Origin of the sequence: Pseudomonas sp. CFBP13528, from assembly GCF_005233615.1 — a bacterium.
Taxonomy (GTDB): Bacteria; Pseudomonadota; Gammaproteobacteria; order Pseudomonadales; family Pseudomonadaceae; genus Aquipseudomonas; species Aquipseudomonas fluorescens_AM.
The window spans coordinates 646,507-665,187 of record NZ_QGAJ01000002.1; the positions used below are offsets into that span (position 1 = coordinate 646,507).

Annotated in this window: 18 protein-coding genes; 13 read left to right on the forward strand and 5 right to left on the reverse strand. The window is 60.0% G+C overall.

Annotated features, from left to right (window positions below; genetic code table 11):
• Positions 1-51: 51 nt before the first annotated feature.
• The 3 genes from eno (at position 52) to ispD (ending at position 2,498) form a co-directional block, all read left to right on the forward strand.
• Entirely contained in the window at positions 52-1,341 is a 1,290-nt protein-coding gene (eno, locus tag PspCFBP13528_RS06430; RefSeq protein ID WP_065951946.1) for a phosphopyruvate hydratase, read from the forward strand.
• A gap of 171 nt (positions 1,342-1,512) precedes the next feature.
• Positions 1,513-1,791: a cell division protein FtsB gene (ftsB, locus tag PspCFBP13528_RS06435; protein ID WP_057723188.1), complete on the forward strand. Its 279-nt coding sequence runs from the start codon at positions 1,513-1,515 to the stop codon at positions 1,789-1,791.
• On the forward strand, positions 1,788-2,498 hold the full coding sequence (gene ispD / locus PspCFBP13528_RS06440; protein ID WP_101219347.1) for a 2-C-methyl-D-erythritol 4-phosphate cytidylyltransferase: 711 nt from the start codon (positions 1,788-1,790) through the stop codon (positions 2,496-2,498). The genes ftsB and ispD overlap by 4 nt, the downstream gene beginning before the upstream one ends.
• A gap of 260 nt (positions 2,499-2,758) precedes the next feature.
• On the opposite strand, the gene PspCFBP13528_RS06445 is transcribed toward ispD, so the two are convergent.
• Positions 2,759-5,542, reverse strand: coding sequence for a membrane-targeted effector domain-containing toxin (locus PspCFBP13528_RS06445; protein WP_241669065.1), 2,784 nt, complete (start codon positions 5,540-5,542; stop codon positions 2,759-2,761).
• A gap of 68 nt (positions 5,543-5,610) precedes the next feature.
• Positions 5,611-6,507 carry a LysR substrate-binding domain-containing protein gene (locus tag PspCFBP13528_RS06450; protein WP_065951948.1) on the reverse strand — a complete coding sequence of 299 codons (897 nt, stop codon included), beginning with the start codon at positions 6,505-6,507 and terminating at the stop codon, positions 5,611-5,613.
• Between the two features lie 109 nt (positions 6,508-6,616).
• On the opposite strand from PspCFBP13528_RS06450, the gene PspCFBP13528_RS06455 reads away from it, so the two are divergent.
• From PspCFBP13528_RS06455 to rpoS, 8 genes are all read left to right on the forward strand, one after another.
• Complete coding sequence (locus PspCFBP13528_RS06455) at positions 6,617-7,729, forward strand: S-(hydroxymethyl)glutathione dehydrogenase/class III alcohol dehydrogenase (protein WP_065951949.1); 1,113 nt, start codon at positions 6,617-6,619, stop codon at positions 7,727-7,729.
• An 83-nt stretch (positions 7,730-7,812) separates the two neighbouring features.
• A complete protein-coding gene (fghA, locus tag PspCFBP13528_RS06460) occupies positions 7,813-8,664 on the forward strand; it encodes an S-formylglutathione hydrolase (protein ID WP_178084420.1) in 852 nt (283 codons plus the stop codon).
• 54 nt (positions 8,665-8,718) lie between these two features.
• On the forward strand, positions 8,719-9,192 hold the full coding sequence (gene ispF, locus PspCFBP13528_RS06465) for a 2-C-methyl-D-erythritol 2,4-cyclodiphosphate synthase (protein WP_065951951.1): 474 nt from the start codon (positions 8,719-8,721) through the stop codon (positions 9,190-9,192).
• On the forward strand, positions 9,189-10,247 hold the full coding sequence (gene truD / locus PspCFBP13528_RS06470) for a tRNA pseudouridine(13) synthase TruD (RefSeq protein WP_065951952.1): 1,059 nt from the start codon (positions 9,189-9,191) through the stop codon (positions 10,245-10,247). The genes ispF and truD overlap by 4 nt, the downstream gene beginning before the upstream one ends.
• Positions 10,235-10,984, forward strand: coding sequence for a 5'/3'-nucleotidase SurE (gene surE, locus PspCFBP13528_RS06475; RefSeq protein WP_065951953.1), 750 nt, complete (start codon positions 10,235-10,237; stop codon positions 10,982-10,984). The genes truD and surE overlap by 13 nt, the downstream gene beginning before the upstream one ends.
• Before the next feature lie 41 nt (positions 10,985-11,025).
• Positions 11,026-11,661 carry a protein-L-isoaspartate(D-aspartate) O-methyltransferase gene (locus PspCFBP13528_RS06480; RefSeq protein WP_170827533.1) on the forward strand — a complete coding sequence of 212 codons (636 nt, stop codon included), beginning with the start codon at positions 11,026-11,028 and terminating at the stop codon, positions 11,659-11,661.
• Positions 11,662-11,868: 207 nt separating this feature from the next.
• The gene (locus PspCFBP13528_RS06485) at positions 11,869-12,705 is read left to right on the forward strand and encodes a peptidoglycan DD-metalloendopeptidase family protein (RefSeq protein WP_065951954.1); all 837 of its coding nucleotides are present in this window, start codon (positions 11,869-11,871) and stop codon (positions 12,703-12,705) included.
• 105 nt (positions 12,706-12,810) lie between these two features.
• Positions 12,811-13,818 carry an RNA polymerase sigma factor RpoS gene (gene rpoS, locus PspCFBP13528_RS06490; RefSeq protein ID WP_065951955.1) on the forward strand — a complete coding sequence of 336 codons (1,008 nt, stop codon included), beginning with the start codon at positions 12,811-12,813 and terminating at the stop codon, positions 13,816-13,818.
• A 212-nt stretch (positions 13,819-14,030) separates the two neighbouring features.
• Here the strand turns inward: rpoS and PspCFBP13528_RS06495 are convergent, their stop codons facing one another.
• A complete protein-coding gene (locus tag PspCFBP13528_RS06495) occupies positions 14,031-14,240 on the reverse strand; it encodes a cold-shock protein (protein WP_002554837.1) in 210 nt (69 codons plus the stop codon).
• 388 nt (positions 14,241-14,628) lie between these two features.
• Between PspCFBP13528_RS06495 and dcd the strand changes: the two genes are divergently transcribed.
• Entirely contained in the window at positions 14,629-15,195 is a 567-nt protein-coding gene (dcd, locus tag PspCFBP13528_RS06500; protein WP_003189215.1) for a dCTP deaminase, read from the forward strand.
• A 108-nt stretch (positions 15,196-15,303) separates the two neighbouring features.
• Complete coding sequence (locus PspCFBP13528_RS06505) at positions 15,304-15,501, forward strand: hypothetical protein (protein ID WP_065886112.1); 198 nt, start codon at positions 15,304-15,306, stop codon at positions 15,499-15,501.
• A gap of 22 nt (positions 15,502-15,523) precedes the next feature.
• On the opposite strand, the gene pdeM is transcribed toward PspCFBP13528_RS06505, so the two are convergent.
• Positions 15,524-16,174, reverse strand: a complete 651-nt coding sequence (gene pdeM / locus PspCFBP13528_RS06510) for a ligase-associated DNA damage response endonuclease PdeM (RefSeq protein ID WP_137199828.1) — start codon at positions 16,172-16,174, stop codon at positions 15,524-15,526.
• Positions 16,174-18,654, reverse strand: a complete 2,481-nt coding sequence (locus PspCFBP13528_RS06515) for a ligase-associated DNA damage response DEXH box helicase (RefSeq protein ID WP_101219340.1) — start codon at positions 18,652-18,654, stop codon at positions 16,174-16,176. The genes pdeM and PspCFBP13528_RS06515 overlap by 1 nt, the downstream gene beginning before the upstream one ends.
• Positions 18,655-18,681 lie beyond the last annotated feature (27 nt).

Here is an 18,681-nt window from a genome sequence, read left to right on the forward strand (position 1 = left end):
AAGATTTCCTTCAGCTGCGTCGTTTTCGTCAACTTTGGAGTGTTTACAACAATGGCAAAAATCGTCGACATCAAAGGTCGTGAAGTTCTCGACTCCCGTGGCAACCCAACCGTCGAAGCCGACGTGCTTCTCGATAACGGCATCATCGGCAGCGCCTGCGCGCCGTCCGGTGCTTCCACAGGTTCCCGTGAAGCGCTGGAACTGCGTGATGGCGACAAGAGCCGTTACCTGGGCAAGGGTGTACTCAAGGCGTTAGCCAACATCAACGGCCCGATCCGCGACCTGCTACTGGGCAAGGACCCGCTGGACCAGAAAGCCCTGGACCACGCGATGATCAAGCTCGACGGCACCGAAAACAAAGGCAGCCTCGGCGCCAATGCGATCCTGGCTGTATCCCTGGCCGCCGCCAAGGCTGCTGCCCAGGACCAGGACCTGCCGTTGTACGCGCACATCGCCAACCTGAACGGCACCCCGGGCGTGTACTCGATGCCGGTGCCGATGATGAACATCATCAACGGTGGCGAGCACGCTGATAACAACGTCGACATCCAGGAATTCATGGTGCAGCCGGTGGGCGCCAAGACCTTCTCCGAAGGCCTGCGCATGGGCACCGAGATCTTCCATCACCTCAAGGCTGTACTGAAGGCCCGTGGCCTGAGCACTGCCGTGGGTGACGAAGGTGGTTTCGCGCCGAACCTGGCCTCCAACGAAGATGCACTGAAAGTGATCTCCGAAGCCGTGGCCAACGCCGGCTACAAGCTGGGCACCGACGTGACCCTGGCCCTGGACTGCGCTGCCAGCGAATTCTTTGAGGACGGCAAATACAACCTGTCCGGCGAAGGCCAGGTGTTCAACTCCGAAGGTTTCGCCGACTACCTCAAAGGCCTGACCGAGCGCTACCCGATCATCTCGATCGAAGACGGCCTGGACGAGTCCGACTGGGACGGCTGGAAAATCCTCACCGACAAGATCGGCGAGAAAATCCAGTTGGTGGGCGACGACCTGTTCGTGACCAACACCAAGATCCTGAAAGAGGGCATCGACAAGAAGATCGCCAACTCGATCCTGATCAAGTTCAACCAGATCGGCACCTTGACCGAAACCCTGGAAGCCATCCAGATGGCCAAGGCTGCGGGCTACACTGCCGTGATCTCCCACCGCTCCGGCGAAACCGAAGATTCCACCATTGCCGACCTGGCCGTGGGCACTTCGGCGGGCCAGATCAAGACCGGTTCGCTGTGCCGTTCCGACCGCGTTTCCAAGTACAACCAATTGCTGCGCATCGAAGAGCAATTGGCGGGTAAAGCCAAGTACAACGGTCGCGGCGAGTTTCGCGGCTAAGCAGTAAATGGTAAAAAGTCGGCGGATTGCGTCGGAAATCTCACGACAGTGGGCATTTCGGCGCTAATCTGCTGACTGACAAGCACAAGCCTGGTTTTTCCAGGCTTCGTGCTATCAGTTGCTGCAAAAGGTTTGCATGACTGTCTTTTTTCACTGGATACCCGGATTTCGATGCGCAGTCCCAATTGGTTGTTCCTCGTCTTGCTCTTGTTGCTGGCTGGCCTGCAGTACCGCCTATGGGTCGGTAATGGCAGCTTTGCGCAGGTGGAAGAGCTGACCCAGCAAATTGCCGACCAGCACGCCGAAAACGAACGTCTGCTGGAGCGCAACCGCGTCCTCGATGCTGAAGTGCTGGAGCTGAAAAAAGGTACGGAGACCGTCGAAGAGCGGGCTCGCCATGAGTTGGGCATGGTCAAGGAGGGCGAGACCCTCTACCAGTTGGCCCAATGAACGCTGATTTACCGGCCTTCTGGGCCGTGATTCCTGCCGCGGGCGTCGGTGCCCGTATGGCCGCGGACCGTCCCAAGCAATACCTGCAACTGGGCGGACGCACTATTCTCGAACACAGCCTCGGCTGTTTTCTCGACCACCCATCGCTCAAGGGCCTGGTGGTCAGTCTTGCTGTCGACGATCCTTATTGGCCCAGCCTGGCGTGCGCCACTGACCCGCGTATCCAGCGTGCGGACGGCGGCTCGGAACGCTCGGGCTCGGTGCTCAACGCGCTGCTGCAGCTCAACGCCCTGGGCGCCAGTGATGACGACTGGGTGTTGGTGCACGACGCGGCGCGGCCTAACCTGAGCCGTGATGATCTCGATAAACTCCTGGCTGAATTGGCCGATGATCCAGTGGGTGGCCTGCTGGCGGTGCCGGCTCGCGACACGCTCAAGCGCGTCGACAAACACGGCCGCGTGGTGGAAACCGTCGACCGCAGCCTGATCTGGCAGGCGTATACGCCGCAGATGTTCCGCCTGGGCGCCTTGCACCGCGCCTTGGCCGACAGCCTGGTCGCCGATGCCTTGATCACCGACGAAGCCTCGGCCATGGAGTGGTCCGGCCAGGCGCCGCGGCTGGTAGAAGGGCGTGCGGACAACATCAAGGTCACCCGCCCCGAAGACCTCGAATGGCTGCGCCAGCGCCGCACTTATCAAGCGCCCTGAGCATCAGCCACTGACCTGCTCCTGCCCGGCCTGGGTGTTCAGCGCGTTCACCAATGCTTGAATGCTCTCCAAGGGTGTCTCGTCGACTGCCCGCCGGTCACGTTGATCAGGCAGTGGCCCCCCTGTTGATGAATCCTGAAATTACGCAGCTCCCCGCGCGTCGCGAGCGATAGTGAATGTGCGATACCGTGCGGGTCGTGTCCTGGGTGAGCATGAACTGTCCGGGTTTGGTTGGCCGTGTTTGCGGGCACCCAACCTGATTAGATGCCCGGGCCAGGAAGTGTTTGCACCGAGTGCTGCAAGTCGGCGGTGTTAACGCGCAAGAGCAGGTTGGCCTTGACCGTGCCTTCGCCCCTGGCGATCCCCAGACTGGCGGTGCGTCCGGAATCGGCTTGGATCCCCAGGCTTTGGCCGGCCCCGGCATCTTCGATCCGCAAGCCGATGCTGCCGGTGAGTTCGGCTAGCCCGGGCACGTCCTTGTAAGTGTTGGTATGGCTGTCGCCCACCAGTGCCACCCATTTTCCCGGACGACGCTTGGTCGTCTGGATCCACTGGATTATTTCGGTGGCATAGAAGTTCATCATCCGCTGACGCAAGGTGCCGCCCCGGTCTGGCAAGTCGCGAAGAATGTAGCTCACGGTGCAGTCTATCGGCTGGATCTTGATCCCCGCGTCACGCGCTTTGATGACGATATTGGCGAATGAGTAATAGTTATTGTGCAGGGGCGGGTAGATCCCGTTGAGGTAGTTTTTCAGCTCATCGGCCATTGGTACGGTCTTGGAGCGGTAAAACGCCTTCAGCAACGGAACGTGCACATCCGTCAGCAAATGTTCGAAGTAGATGCGTTTCACGCCGAGGCTGGCGAGCAGTGGCATGTTGTCGATCAGAAAGGCCTTGCTCGATTCTGCCCCGTGGCTTTCACCGATAACCAGGCCGTCACTGGCGTGCAGCAATGTCTCGATAATGGTCTGTTGAGGGGCGTTCAGGCTGAGCCTGGGCAGCACTGGCTGCATGGGCGACAGTGCCAGGTCATTAAAGAACGTGGCCGAATCCTTCTGCAATTTATCGCGCTTCTCGAAGAATACTCGCCGGGTTTCCTTGATCGACTCTGCGCCCTCGCCAACAGGTTCGAGGTCCTCCGAAAACGAGCTGATGTCGGTGAGCATGCTCGAGAGGGTGTCGCGCTGGGGCGGCGGTATCTGGTAAAGGCTGAAGAAACTCGGGTGCTGCTCGCCGCCGAATGCGTTGTAAATCCGTTGCCAGGCATTGCGAAAGGCTCCGCCGCCGGCCAACCCCGCTCGCCGCCAGTTGAGGTCTGCACTTTGGATGGCGTAGAGGCCGGTGGCCTGGATCCTCTGGGGGGCTTTGGGGTCTGTCACAAAGAGTTCAAAAGAGCCCCAGGCATTCGGTGTTTTGTAAGTCAGGAACACCTCGCCCTGAATCTTGATGGTCTGCAAGCCACTGGGGGAGGGGGCGGTGGCCAGGGGGCGAGTCTTGGTGGGGGGCGACGCAGTGGCGTCGTTTATAACCGTGACACTGATCTGGCCCTCGTTATCACGTGCAGCCTTGCCCAAGGTAGGGCGCAGGCTTTCAAGGTTGCCGGCACCTGTGGGAATGCCGTGGATTACCGCCGGAATCGCATTGAGCACGCCAAATACGATACGTTCCATGGCGTGTGGTTTGCCTTTGAACAGGTCGTCGGCACCAATGACCATGTCGGTCATACCCGAGATTACGAAACAGAACTCTGCCAGCAATGCGGTCCCCATCGTCAGCGCTACGGGGATCGCCAGCAGGCAGGCTTTTTCCATGGCATCGAGGGTGTCGGCTTTGAAGGTGTCCAAGGGCGAGACAATTGTTTTTGCCGCCATTTTTGCAATGCGCGCTCTGATCTGCCTCGCCATGAATTCAAAGGGGTTGCTGTTCAGTGCCGGGTACATCGGGTTATTTATGTACTGCTCGGGGTCCCAATAGCCGTTGTGCAACAGGCTATTGAAAAAACCGGCAGGGTTGGCCGGTTTCGGGTACAGCGCCATGCCGATCAGCGCTTCCTCGACGCCGCTGTAGATCAGGCCGGAGTCGATGGCGTCCGGTTCAAAGTGGTTGACCAGAGCTTTGCGCTGGGTCGGATCTTTTGCCACGCTCACCAGTGCCTTGCGCATATCCGCCGGGGAGTTGAAGCCATGGAAGGGCGAAGAGTTTCCCGAGATATACAGCAGGGTGATCTGGCTCTGATTGTCAGTGATCGTCAGGATGTCGGTGGCTTCGGCCTGATGAATGCGCAGCAGGCGCAGCGACAGGTTTTTATCGAGTAGGTAGGGCGCCTGCAGGTCTTCAAGGGTCAGATTGCTATAGTCCTTGTTGGCGCCCAAGCCTGCCGCTCGCGCCGCCAGTAGCCTTTCTGCCGCGGTAAGGGTGAACTCCTCGAACTGTTCCAGGTAAGCCCGGGTGAACGCGATGCGGATCAGGGTGTTGTAGTTATCCCGGTGTTTGCTCCAGAACTGTGTGATTGCTGTGTCGTAGGCTTGTTCGAACTGGCTGGTGTCAATGATGTTTCTGAGCGTGGAGGGGGCGATGTCCAGTTGGGTGCTCGGGTTGTAGACTTGCGGCTCACTCTGTCGATACAGCGCCTCATACCGTCTGGGCGGGATCCAGCCGGAGGTGATGAACTCTTCGTTGAACATTTCCGGGATGCGGTTATCCATCAGGCGCGGCAGTTCACTGACAATGTTGAAGTACGGCGCGATGGCGGAAAAACCGGTGGTGTTGAGAATGCCGCCAGGGGCATGTGGTGCGTTGTTGATCATGGCCTCGGTCAGGCTCATGGATTGGACGACCACCCCGGTATAGCCTGAGTTGGGTTTGTCGGTGTTGTAATCGATGGTGGTCAGGTAGGTGTTGTCCGGGTCCAGTTGTTCCTGGCTGAAGGCTTGCAAACGCTCGCGCAGTAATTGGGCGGCGATTTCTGCGGGTACCGGGAAGTCGGCCAGCACCTTGCGGACAAAATGATTGATGCGTTGCAGTTGGGGGGCGTTGGCTGTCATGGCTTGCCTGAATGTGCAGTAAAAACGACTATTTACCGGCAATCAGGCGTTGGGTGAGCGGTAGCTGTTTATGGTCGGTAGACCGGATTGTCACCCAGGCCCTCTTTGAGAAAGTCCACCAGCTTCCTGACCTTGGGCGATAAATGCCGCTGCTGTGGGTACAGCGCCCACACCGCCGTATTCGGCGGCTGATGAGCTTCCAGCAACGATACCAGCGCGCCACTGTGCAAATGCTCCAGCACATAATAGTCCGGCAACTGGCATATCCCTACGCCTTGCAGCGCCGCGTCCAGCACCGCTTGCCCACTGTTGCAGCGCCAATTTCCCTGCACGCGCTGGGAAAACTCCCGCCCGTCCTGGGCCAGTTGCCAGATATCCGAACTGCCGATCAGGCAGTTGTGCCGACTCAATTCCGACAAGCTATGTGGCCGGCCATAGCGTTCGAGGTAGGAAGGCGACGCGCACAGGTACATGCGCCGAGGGGCGAGGCGACTGGCGACCATGCGTGAGTCTTGCAGGCGCCCGAGGCGAATCGCCAGGTCGAGCCCTTCGTGCACCAGGTCCAACTGGCGGTTGCTCAGCTCGATATCGACCCGCAACTGCGGATAGAGCGCCATGAACCTTGTGACGAGGGGCACGATAAATCGCTCGCCATAGGCCACGGCGCAGGTCATGCGCAACATGCCCTTGGGTTCACTGGTGAGGTCGCCCACTGCGCGCAAGGCTTCTTCGCGACCATCCTGCAAGCGTTGGCAGTGTTGCAGGAAGGTCTGGCCCGCTTCGGTCAGTGTGACCTTGCGCGTACTGCGATACAGCAGGCGCGTTTGCAGGCGTTCTTCCAGGCGTGCCACCTGGCGGCTGATATGGGACGACGATACCCCCAGGCGCTCGGCCGCCGCCGTGAACTGGCTGCATTCGGCCACGGCGACGAATTCATCGATGCCTTCCCAGCGATTCTCCAACACGATGATTGTCCCTATGCGGCAATAATGTTTTGCTTTTGCCTGGATTATTAATCAATAAGCCATGGTTTACACTCCTTCCATCAATTTTCAACTCCATGGAGAAACCCGGATGATCAAGTCCCGCGCCGCCGTAGCCTTCGAAGCCAAGAAACCCCTTGAGATTGTGGAAGTCGATGTCGCCATGCCCAAGGCCGGCGAAGTGCTGTTGCGCGTGGTCGCGTCCGGTGTGTGTCACACCGACGCCTACACGCTGTCGGGTGCGGACCCGGAAGGCATCTTCCCGTCGATTCTTGGTCATGAAGGCGGTGCAGTGGTCGAGGCCATTGGTGAAGGCGTGACCTCGGTTGCCGTTGGTGATCATGTGATTCCGCTGTACACCCCGGAATGCGGCAAGTGCAAATTCTGTCTGTCAGGCAAGACCAACCTGTGCCAGGCCATTCGTTCGACCCAGGGCAAAGGCTTGATGCCTGACGGCACCACGCGTTTCTCCTACAAAGGCGAGCCGATTTTCCACTACATGGGTACCTCGACGTTTTCCGAGTACACCGTGCTGCCGGAGATCTCCGTGGCCAAGATTTCCAAGCAAGCGCCGCTGGAAAAAGTCTGCCTGCTCGGTTGTGGCGTCACCACCGGTATCGGTGCGGTGCTCAACACCGCCAAGGTCAAGCCGGGCGACACCGTGGCCATCTTCGGCTTGGGCGGTATCGGTCTGTCGGCGGTGATTGGCGCGGTGAAAGCCAAGGCGGGACGCATTATTGCCATCGACATCAACCCGGCCAAATTCGAAATCGCCAAGCAACTGGGCGCTACCGACTGCATCAACCCGAAAGACTATGACCGTCCGATCCAGGACGTGATTGTCGATTTGACCGATGGCGGTGTGGACTTTTCCTTCGAATGCATCGGCAATGTTCAACTGATGCGTGCGGCCCTGGAGTGCTGCCACAAAGGTTGGGGTGAGTCGGTGATCATCGGTGTGGCCGGCGCCGGCCAGGAAATTTCCACCCGTCCTTTCCAACTGGTGACCGGTCGCGTCTGGCGCGGGTCCGCATTCGGCGGCGTGCGCGGACGCAGCGAATTGCCAAGCTACGTGGACATGGCCCAGACCGGCGAGATCCCGCTGGATACCTTCATCACCCACACCATGGGCCTGGAAGACATCAACAAGGCGTTTGATCTGATGCATGAAGGCAAGAGCATTCGTACCGTCATCCATTTCTGAAGCAGCGGTAAGTGACAAGCTAAAAGCTGCAAGTGGCTGTACGCCTTCTTGCCGCTTGAAGCTTTCAACTTGCAGCTGGGAGAATTCCCATGCCCCTGGAAAATATTTCCTGCCAGAAAAGCTTCGGCGGCTGGCACAAACGCTATAAACACCACTCCGATGTGCTCGATTGCGACATGACCTTCGCGGTCTACCTGCCGCCGCAAGCGGAGCAGGGCGGCAAGCTGCCGGTGCTGTATTGGCTGTCCGGCCTCACCTGCACCGACGAAAATTTCATGCAGAAGGCCGGCGCCCAGCGCCTGGCCGCCGAGCTGGGCTTGATCATCGTGGCGCCGGATACCAGCCCCCGAGGTCCCGGTGTGCCGGACGATCCGGACAACGCCTGGGATTTTGGCCTCGGTGCCGGTTTCTATCTGAACGCCACCCAGGAACCCTGGGCCAAGCACTATCGGATGCATGACTACGTGGTGCAGGAGTTGCCGGCTTTGGTGGAAGCGCATTTCCCGGCCTCGGATAAACGCGGCATCAGCGGTCACTCGATGGGCGGGCATGGTGCGCTGGTGTGCGCGCTGCGCAACCCGGGACGCTACCAATCGGTGTCGGCGTTTTCGCCGATCAACAATCCGATGGATTGTCCCTGGGGCCAGAAAGCCTTCTCCCGTTACCTGGGAGAGGAGCGCTCGAAGTGGCGTGAATGGGATGCCTGCGTGTTGATCAGCGAAGCCTCGGAACAGTTGCCGCTGTTGGTGGACCAAGGCGATCGCGACGATTTCCTCGCCGTGCAGCTCAAGCCCGAGGCCCTGCAGCAAGCGGCCAGGGCCGCCGGCCATCCGCTGGAACTGCGCCTGCAACCTGGCTATGACCACAGCTACTTCTTTATCGCCAGCTTCATCGATGACCATTTGCGCCATCATGGTCGTGCTTTGCTCGGTTAATGTGAGGCAAAAGTAGGTAGAATCACGCCCTGAATTAAATCGGGGCGTTTTTTTATGCGTATTGGCCACGGCTACGATGTGCACCGTTTCGCTGAAGGCGATTTCATCACTCTGGGCGGCGTGCGTATCGCGCACCATCATGGGCTGCTGGCTCATTCCGACGGCGACGTTGTCCTGCATGCCTTGAGCGATGCGTTGCTCGGCGCAGCCGCGTTGGGTGATATCGGCAAGCATTTTCCGGACACCGATCCAACCTTCAAGGGCGCGGACAGTCGTGTCCTGCTGCGTCATGTCGTGGGTTTGATCCATGCCAGGGGCTGGAAAGTGGCAAACGTCGATAACACCATCGTGGCCCAGGCGCCAAAAATGGCTGCGCATATCGACGCCATGCGTGCCCTGATTGCCGCAGACCTGCAAATAGAACTGGACCAAGTCAACGTGAAAGCCACCACCACCGAAAAGCTCGGGTTCACCGGTCGTGAAGAGGGCATCGCCGTGCACTCCGTCGCCTTGTTGCTGCGCGCATGAACGAATTTGAATTGCTCGGCCCACGTGCCTATGGCGAGGCCTTGGGCAGCGCGGTGCTGAAGGCCACTGCCGAAGATTTCCAGGTAGACGAGGTGCTTGACATCCCGCTGACCGGCGAGGGCGAACACCTGTGGCTGTGGGTGGAGAAGCGCGGCCTGAATACCGAGGAAGCGGCGCGGCGTATCGCCAAGGCGGCTGGCGTGCCGTTGCGCACCGTCAGCTATGCCGGGCTCAAGGATCGCCAGGCATTGACCCGTCAGTGGTTCAGCGTGCAATTGCCCGGCAAGGCCGACCCGGACATGCGTGCCGCCGAGAACGACACCCTCAGGATCCTGAAAACCGCCCGGCACAAACGCAAGCTGCAGCGCGGCGCCCATGCCGCCAACGGCTTTACCTTGCGCCTGACCCAGTTGGCCGGTGACACCGCTGCCATCGATGCGCGCCTGCAATTGATTGCCCGGCACGGCATCCCCAACTATTTCGGTGCCCAGCGTTTTGGCCATAACGGCGGCAATGTCGTCGATGCCCGTGACTGGGCTGCGCGCAAGGCCTTGCCGGAACAGCGCAATGTGCGTTCGCGGCTGCTGTCCACCGCCCGTAGCTTCCTGTTCAACAACGTGTTGGCGGCACGCGTCGCTGACGGCTCCTGGCAACGCGCCCAGGTCGGCGACCTGCTCGCTTTCACCGACAGCCGCAGCTTTTTCCCGGCCGGGGAGGCTGAATGCAGCGACCCGCGCCTGGCGATCCTGGACCTGCACCCCACCGGTCCGCAGTGGGGTGAGGGCGACTCGCCGGCGAAAGGTCCTACATATGAACTGGAACAATCTGTCGCCGCCGCAGAAGCTGACCTGCGTGATTGGCTGGTGAATGCGGGCATGAGCCAAGAACGTCGCATTCTGCGACTGCCCATTGGCGGGTTGACGTGGCATTATCCCGGGCCTGACATTCTGCAATTGGAATTCGTCCTGCCGGCCGGATGCTTTGCCACTGTATTGGTGCGCGAGCTTGTTGATCTGGTGCCGGTGGGGCCGACGGACAACCCATGCGTATTCTGATATCAAACGATGACGGTGCCACTGCACCCGGTCTCGCCGCGCTTCATGCTGCGCTGGCGGATTACGCCGAGTGCGTGGTGGTTGCCCCGGACCAGGACAAGAGCGGCGCCAGCAGTTCGCTGACGCTCGACCGTCCGTTGCACCCCAAGGTCCTGGCCAATGGCTTTATCAGCGTGAACGGCACGCCCACCGACTGCGTGCACCTGGCAATCAACAGCCTGCTGGAGCACGCGCCGGACCTGGTGGTGTCGGGCATCAACCTGGGCGCGAACCTGGGGGATGATGTGCTGTATTCCGGCACCGTGGCGGCAGCCCTCGAAGGGCGCTTTGTGGGTGGGGTCGGGTTCGCGTTTTCGTTCGCCTCCCGGCAACTGGATAATTTGGCCACGGCGGCGTACTACGCGCGCAAACTGGTGGAGGCGCACGGTTCTTTGGACCTGCCGCCGCGCACCGTGCTCAACGTCAATATTCCCAACCTGCCTCTGGACCATATTCGCGGAATCCAACTGACGCGGCTGGGGCACCGTGCCCGTGCGGCGGCCCCCTTGAAGGTGGTCGACCCGCGTGGCAGGGAAGGCTATTGGATCGCAGCGGCCGGTGACGCCGAGGATGGTGGCGAGGGCACGGACTTTCATGCGGTGATGCAAGGTTATGTATCGATTACCCCGTTGCAATTCGATCGCACCTTCAGTGATGCCTTCAGTGGTCTGGATGGCTGGCTGGAGGGACTGCGCTGATGGCTCGTGAACAAGACGACCTGCTGCGTCGTGGCATCGGGATGACCTCCCAGCGCACCCGCGAGCGTTTGATCCAGCGTCTTTACGAAGAAGGCCTGTCCAATGCGCAGGTGCTGGAAGTGATACGGCGCACGCCTCGGCACCTGTTTGTCGACGAAGCCCTGGCGCACCGCGCCTATGAAGACACCGCGCTGCCGATCGGCCACAACCAGACCATCTCCCAGCCTTATATGGTCGCGCGCATGAGCGAACTGTTGCTGGCCGCGGGGCCGCTGGACAAGGTGCTGGAAATCGGCACCGGCTCCGGCTACCAGACCGCCGTGTTGTCCCAACTGGTCGAGCGGGTGTTCTCGGTTGAGCGCATCAAGGTGCTGCAGGACCGCGCCAAGGAGCGCCTGGTAGAGCTGAACCTGCGTAATGTGGTGTTCCGTTGGGGAGATGGCTGGGAAGGCTGGCCCGCATTGGCACCCTACAACGGCATCATTGTGACTGCAGTGGCCACCGATGTGCCGCAGGCGTTGCTGGACCAGTTGGCGCCTGGCGGCCGCCTGGTCATCCCGGTGGGCTCCGGCGAAGTGCAACAATTGATGCTCATCATTCGAGAGGATGACGGCTTTTCCCGGCATGTACTTGGCGCCGTGCGGTTCGTGCCGTTGCTCAACGGCCCGCTGGCCTGACATTTATTCCCTGATAGTGAATTCCATAGACGCGGATGTGTCTTACAGCGGGGTCTATAGATTCAACAGTGGTGGAGCGGGAATTGAACACGGTGAGTTTTTCGTTTCAGCCGTGTGCCGGTAAAAAGCCAATGCCCAGTTATACTTGCGTCATATTTCAAGCCTGATACAGGCGTTAACGTTCAGCCACCACAAAGGGAGCGGCGGGTGAGTCTCACAGGTCCTGCGCAGCGAATGAGTAAAACAAGCTTTCAGCGACTGGTGCTTGGCCTTGTCTTGAGTTCCTTACTGGCCGCCTGCTCGAGCACGCCTTCCGGTGGTGCGCGGGTGGTTGACCGCACGAATGCGGCACCGCAAAAGCCGATGGTTACCACGGGCCAGTATGTTGTACGCAAGGGCGACACGCTGTTCTCGATTGCCTTCCGTTACGGTTGGGATTACAAGGCGCTTGCAGCTCGTAACAATATTCCCCTGCCTTATACGATACATCCGGGACAGACGATTCGTTTCGACGGTCGCACCGGTTCGACGTCTACGGCAGTTGTGACAAAGTCCGGTTCTTCGTCTTCCTCTTCGAGTAAAACCACCGTCTTCACCCGTCCGGCAGGCACCGCCGCGCCTTCGGTTGCGAGCAAGCCGGCGCCCGCGCCATTGCCCCCTGCGGGGCCTGCGCCGACCGGTTGGGGATGGCCCTCAAACGGCGTGTTGATTGGAAAATTCTCTTCAAACGGCAGTTTGAATAAAGGCATTGATATCGCCGGGGATTTGGGACAGCCTGTTTTGGCTGCGTCTGATGGGACAGTGGTGTACGCCGGGAGTGGTCTACGGGGCTACGGCGAGCTGGTCATCATCAAACACAGCGATACCTACGTCAGTGCCTACGGTCATAACCGCAGGTTGTTGGTTCGGGAGGGGCAGCAGGTCAAGGTCGGACAGACGATTGCCGAAATGGGTTCAACGGGTACAGACCGGGTGAAACTGCACTTTGAGATTCGCCGTCAGGGCAAGCCTGTAGATCCACTGCAATTCCTACCCCGCCGTTGATGTGTTGCCAGCCTGTTCCCTCACGTAGAAGGAACAGGCTCCAGCGTTGCCAAGGATAAAGGCGTCGCTTGAGCTTGAGGTCGAACTCACCAAAGGACTATAACAATGGCTCTCAGTAAAGAAGCGCCGGAGTTTGACATCGACGATGAGGTTCTCCTTATGGAGGCCGGCATCGCTACGGAAACGATGTCAGATAATGAGGGGGCTTCACCACCCTCAGTTCGCACCAAATCCAAGAACTCCTCCGCGTTAAAGCAACACAAGTACATCGACTACACCCGGGCGCTTGATGCGACCCAGCTGTACCTCAATGAAATCGGCTTTTCCCCTCTGCTCACCCCCGAAGAAGAAGTCCATTTTGCGCGTCTGTCGCAGAAGGGTGATCCGGCTGGGCGTAAACGCATGATTGAAAGCAACCTGCGCCTGGTGGTTAAAATCGCCCGACGCTACGTCAATCGCGGATTGTCGCTGCTGGACTTGATCGAGGAGGGCAACCTGGGCTTGATCCGGGCGGTGGAGAAGTTCGACCCTGAGCGCGGCTTTCGCTTCTCGACCTATGCCACCTGGTGGATTCGCCAGACCATCGAACGTGCGATCATGAATCAGACCCGTACGATCCGGTTGCCGATCCATGTGGTCAAGGAGCTCAACGTCTACCTGCGCGCAGCGCGGGAGCTGACACAGAAACTCGATCATGAACCTTCGCCCGAAGAAATCGCCAACCTGCTGGAAAAACCGGTAGGGGAGGTCAAGCGCATGCTCGGCCTGAACGAGCGCGTGTCTTCGGTTGACGTCTCGCTGGGTCCGGATTCGGATAAAACCTTGCTGGACACCCTGACGGATGATCGTCCGACGGATCCTTGTGAACTGTTGCAGGACGATGATTTGTCCCAGAGCATCGACCAGTGGCTGTCGGAGCTCACCGACAAGCAGCGTGAGGTGGTGATTCGCCGCTTCGGCCTGCGCGGCCATGAGAGCAGCACGCTGGAGGACGTAGGCCTGGAGATCGGCCTGACCCGTGAGCGGGTTCGGCAGATTCAGGTGGAAGGTCTCAAGCGCTTGCGCGAGATCCTTGAGAAGAACGGCTTGTCGAGCGAGTCGTTGTTTCAATAACCACCCTGCTTGAACGCTTGAATGTTGGAGGGGGCTTGCCCCCGATAGCGGTGTGTCAGTCAATGCCTATATCGACTGAAGCGCCGCCATCGGGGGCAAGCCCCCTCCCACATTTTTTTGCGTCGCGCATTTGCCTGGCAGCAGCGTCAACTCCCAGGCATAAAAAAACCCCGCTTTTGAGGGCGGGGTCTTTTTGACTAAGTCAGTACAAGTTAGATAACTTGAACTTCTTCAGCTTGCATGCCTTTCTGACCGCGGGTAGCGATGAAAGAAACCTGTTGGCCTTCTTTCAGGCTTTTGAAGCCGTCGGATTGGATAGCTTTGAAGTGAACGAACAGGTCGTCACCGGATTGTGGAGTGATGAAGCCGAAGCCTTTTTCATCGTTGAACCACTTAACGGTACCAGTTTGGCGATTAGACATGGTGTAACTCCTTGAACAAAGTTAACTGCGACTCAGGAAAAGCCCTGGCCGAGACTGAGTGCAAAGAGCAGGAAAAATTCTTGGAGATGGTTGGATCGAAATTCAACATATCGTGTAGAGATTCTCAGTGACACAAGCAACACAGTGACGCCACCTTAACCCTTTTTCCGGAACGTGCCAATGGTATTTCCGCAGGTTTCTCTAATTTCGTGATTGGCGGTGGTATTTATTGTCCCGAACAACCGCGCCAGGACCCCCGGCCACGCTGGCTGGGGGTTATGGGCGCCGGTGCATTCGTGATTAAAAGCCGTGCGCCCTTTGAACCCCACCGTCGGCCCCGGTAAGATGCCTCACAGAATTTTTCCACCTCGCTATTCAGGACACCGCCATGAGCATCAAATCGGACAAGTGGATTCGCCGCATGGCGCAGGAACACGGCATGATCGAACCGTTCGTTGAGCGCCAGATTCGTGGCGAAGGCGACGAGCGCGTGATTTCGTACGGGGTCTCCAGCTATGGCTACGACGTGCGTTGCGCCGATGAATTCAAGGTGTTCACCAATATCAACTCGGCGATCGTCGATCCGAAGAACTTCGACGAAAAAAGCTTCGTCGACGTCAAGAGCGACGTGTGCATCATCCCGCCAAACTCCTTCGCCCTGGCCCGCACCGTGGAATTCTTTCGTATTCCTCGGGACGTATTGACCATCTGCCTGGGTAAAAGCACTTATGCCCGTTGCGGCATCATCGTCAACGTGACCCCGCTGGAACCCGAGTGGGAAGGTCACGTGACCCTGGAGTTCTCCAACACCACCACCTTGCCGGCGAAAATCTACGCCAATGAAGGTGTGGCACAGATGCTGTTCCTGCAGTCCGACGAGGCGTGTGAAGTGTCCTACAAGGACCGTGCGGGCAAGTATCAAGGTCAGCGTGGCGTTACTCTCCCACGCGCTTGATCGAAAGCTCCTACGCTTCAAGGGAATTAGTCTGCAGAAAGTGACTCTATCTAGGTGTACTGCCTCGGCGCGTGTAAAACGCGTCGAGCCACGCTTGAGGAGTGCCCTATGAAGATCAACCCGCGAATCAGCGCAGAACTTGCCCGGCTTGAACCCAACCAGATTGGTGTTCTGGCCTGGTCCTTGATGGCCGATCCCGCTTATGCGGGCGGTATCCCCGGTCAACCTGAGCCGGACTATCCGCAGCCGACGGAACCGGGTGAACCGACCCTGCCGGATGAGCCACCACCCGCGCCCGTGGCCTGAGCCATCGGCGCCCAACCGGCGTTCACTGAACCGGCCATACCGCCTGATCGCCGATCACAAAGATTCGGCGTTCACTGTTCTGTTCCACTGCATACCCACCGGTGAATGCGCCAAACGCCGGCAGCAGGCTGATGCGTTTGCCCACCTGGAAGCACGGCAGGCGCAGACTCTGCCGACCTCTGCCGCGCAGGCGATAGACAGGATGGACATGCCCGGCCAGCACATGATGGCTGGGGTGGGCGTCCGGTTCGTGCTGCAGCGCGAACGGCCCCATTAACAGAGGCTCCGGCATAACGTCTATGCGCAAATCGGCAGGCGGATCGCCGGCGCGTTGATCGTGATTGCCGCGAATCAGTGTGATCGGCAACTCGGCATGCCGCGCCCGCCAGGCCCTGAGCGCGCCCAGGGTGCCGCTGGCGTGGGAGCCGGGGCCGTGGAGGAAGTCTCCGAGAAAGATCAGATGAGTGCAGGGAAACGCCGCCAGCAGCCGGTCCAGGCGCTGCAGGTTTTCGCTTGTGGTGCCCTGGGGGACCGGTTGCCCGAGGCTGCGGTAGGCCGAGGCCTTGCCAAAGTGAGCGTCGGCGATCAACAGGCTCTGGCGCGCTGGCCAGTACACCGCTTTGTCCGCCAGTAACCACAACTGCTCATCTTCGAGCGTGATCGAACAGACCATTAACCTTTTCCTTTGTCCGCGATTTTTTCCAGGTCCTTGACCATCCGCGCAATGCGCTCCGAGAGTTTTTCCGAACTCAGGCTTTCGCGCATCCGCTCCACCAATAACGGGAAGGCCAGCGGCGTAGGCCGTTGGATCACATGCAGGTCCAGCTGCAGCGCCGACAGGCGCAGCAATGTCTCCTCCAGGCGCTGGATGTCCAGTTCGTTGCGCAGCACTTCTTCCCCGGCCTGGGCCAGCAACAGGTTCTGCGGGTCATATTGCTTGAACACTTCGAAGAACAACCCGCTGGAAGCCTGGACCTGGCGAGTACTTTTCGGCGCACCGGGATAACCGGCGAACACCAGCCCGGCAATGCGCGCGATTTCGCGAAAGCGGCGCAACGCCAGTTCACCGGCATTCAGGCTGGCTGCCACATCCGTCAGCAGATCCTGCGGGCTGAGCAGGGCCTCGTTGAAGATATCGGGCCAGTGCACCTCGGTGGCACTCAGCAGTTCCAGCCCGTAATCATTGACCGCAATGGAAAAGGTCACGGGTTGCCGCCGGCTGACGCGCCACGCCAGCAAACTTGCGAGCCCCAGATGCACCTGACGCCCGGCGAAGGGGTAGAGGAACAGGTGCCAGCCCTCGCGCGATTTGAGAAATTCCGCCAGCAAGTGGTTGCGGGTAGGCAGGCCGGACCAGCGCAATTGTGTCTGCAACAGCGGCTGCACCGCACGCATCTCCGGCCCTTCGAAGCGACCCTGGGCCGCCGCGTCAAAGCGCTCGATCACCGCCTGCGCCAACTCGTTGGAAAGCGGCATACGCCCGCCATTCCAGCGCGGCACGGCGGCTTTTTTCGCGGTGCTGCGGCGTACATAGGCGGTCATGTTTTCCACGCGCACCAACTCCAGCAGGCGCCCGGCGAATAGAAAGCCATCCCCCGGCTTGAGCCGTGCAATAAAGCCTTCCTCGACACTGCCGAGGTTCTTGCCGCCACCGCCTTTGCTCCAGTACTTCAGATGAATACTCGCATCGCTGACGATGGTGCCCACGCTCATGCGATGGCGGCGTGCCAGGCGCGCATCGGGGACGCGCCAGATGCCCTGTTCGTCAGGCTCGACGCGGCGGTAATCCGGATAGGCGGTGAGCGACAGCCCGCCATGGCGCACAAAGGCCAGGGCCCAGGCCCAATCGGCGTCGGTAAGATCGCGGTAGGCCCAGGCACCGCGTACTTCCGCCAGCAACGCGTCGGGAGTAAACCCACCGCCCAGGGCCATGCTGACCAGATGCTGCACCAGCACATCCAAGGGTTTGTGGGGCGATTCGCGGGCTTCGATGCGCCGCTGGGCAATCGCATCCTGTGCGGCGGCGGCTTCCACCAGCTCCAGGCTGTGGGTCGGCACCAATGTCACCCGTGACGGCCGCCCCGGTGCATGCCCCGAGCGGCCGGCGCGTTGCATCAGGCGCGCCACACCCTTGGCCGAGCCGATTTGCAGCACTCGTTCCACCGGCAGAAAGTCCACGCCCAGGTCCAGGCTGGAGGTACACACCACCGCCTTGAGTTGGCCTTCTTTCAACGCACGCTCCACCCAGTCTCGGGTCTCCCGCGACAGCGAACCGTGATGCAGCGCAATCAGGCCGGCCCAGTCCGGCCTGGCCTCCAGCAACGCCTGATACCAGATTTCCGATTGCGCACGGGTGTTGGTGAATACCAGGCAACTGCTGCTCGAGTCCACTTCAGCCACGACTTGCGGCAGCATCTTCAAACCGATATGCCCGGCCCAGGGAAAGCGTTCGGCAGTGGGCGGCAGCAGTGTGTCCACTTGTAGCTGTTTGGCTGTCTGCCCCTGCACGTTTATCCCGCCACCCTGTGGCACCAACACCTCCAGCGCGTGGGCCTGATTACCCAAGGTCGCTGAAATCCCCCACACCAGCAAATCCGGATGCCAGCGCCGCAGCCGCGCCAACGCCAATTGCAGTTGCACACCGCGTTTATTGCCGATCAGTTCGTGCCATTCATCCACCACCACCATGCGCAGATGCCCCAGGCTGACCTCGCTGTCGGCGCGCGCGAGCATCAGCGTCAGGCTTTCCGGCGTGGTGATCAGCGTGGTGGGCTGGCGGCGGGTCTGGCGCGCACGTTCGCTGCTGCTGGTGTCGCCCGTGCGCAGGCCGACGCTCCAGGGGATCTGCAGGGCCGCCAACGGCGCCTCGAGGGCGCGCGCGGTGTCGGCGGCCAAGGCACGCATCGGGGTGATCCACAGCACGGTCAGGGGTTCGGCCGGGGCTTTGCGCTTGCCGGTAGCGGGTGGGCGCGCTACGGCGAAACGATTGAGGGCCGCGAACCACAGCGCGTAGGTTTTACCCGCGCCGGTACTCGCATGCAATAAGCCTGACTGACCCGCCTTGATGGCCTTCCACACGTCTTTCTGAAAGGCGAACGGGCGCCAGCCGCGGGTGGCAAACCATTGTTTGGCGAAGTCGACGGGTTTTGCCATGCGGCAGCGGACGCTCTGGAGGCTCTA

What these genes read in the sequence shown, in the direction of transcription:
- eno (WP_065951946.1), top strand. Translation starts at nt 52, where the DNA reads ATGGCAAAAATCGTCGACATCAAAGGTCGTGAAGTTCTCGACTCCCGT.
- ftsB (WP_057723188.1), top strand. Translation starts at nt 1,513, where the DNA reads ATGCGCAGTCCCAATTGGTTGTTCCTCGTCTTGCTCTTGTTGCTGGCT.
- ispD (WP_101219347.1), top strand. Translation starts at nt 1,788, where the DNA reads ATGAACGCTGATTTACCGGCCTTCTGGGCCGTGATTCCTGCCGCGGGC.
- PspCFBP13528_RS06445 (WP_241669065.1), bottom strand. Translation starts at nt 5,542, where the DNA reads ATGACAGCCAACGCCCCCCAACTGCAACGCATCAATCATTTTGTCCGC.
- PspCFBP13528_RS06455 (WP_065951949.1), top strand. Translation starts at nt 6,617, where the DNA reads ATGATCAAGTCCCGCGCCGCCGTAGCCTTCGAAGCCAAGAAACCCCTT.
- ispF (WP_065951951.1), top strand. Translation starts at nt 8,719, where the DNA reads ATGCGTATTGGCCACGGCTACGATGTGCACCGTTTCGCTGAAGGCGAT.
- truD (WP_065951952.1), top strand. Translation starts at nt 9,189, where the DNA reads ATGAACGAATTTGAATTGCTCGGCCCACGTGCCTATGGCGAGGCCTTG.
- surE (WP_065951953.1), top strand. Translation starts at nt 10,235, where the DNA reads ATGCGTATTCTGATATCAAACGATGACGGTGCCACTGCACCCGGTCTC.
- PspCFBP13528_RS06480 (WP_170827533.1), top strand. Translation starts at nt 11,026, where the DNA reads ATGACCTCCCAGCGCACCCGCGAGCGTTTGATCCAGCGTCTTTACGAA.
- rpoS (WP_065951955.1), top strand. Translation starts at nt 12,811, where the DNA reads ATGGCTCTCAGTAAAGAAGCGCCGGAGTTTGACATCGACGATGAGGTT.
- PspCFBP13528_RS06495 (WP_002554837.1), bottom strand. Translation starts at nt 14,240, where the DNA reads ATGTCTAATCGCCAAACTGGTACCGTTAAGTGGTTCAACGATGAAAAA.
- dcd (WP_003189215.1), top strand. Translation starts at nt 14,629, where the DNA reads ATGAGCATCAAATCGGACAAGTGGATTCGCCGCATGGCGCAGGAACAC.
- PspCFBP13528_RS06505 (WP_065886112.1), top strand. Translation starts at nt 15,304, where the DNA reads ATGAAGATCAACCCGCGAATCAGCGCAGAACTTGCCCGGCTTGAACCC.
- pdeM (WP_137199828.1), bottom strand. Translation starts at nt 16,174, where the DNA reads ATGGTCTGTTCGATCACGCTCGAAGATGAGCAGTTGTGGTTACTGGCG.
- PspCFBP13528_RS06515 (WP_101219340.1), bottom strand. Translation starts at nt 18,654, where the DNA reads ATGGCAAAACCCGTCGACTTCGCCAAACAATGGTTTGCCACCCGCGGC.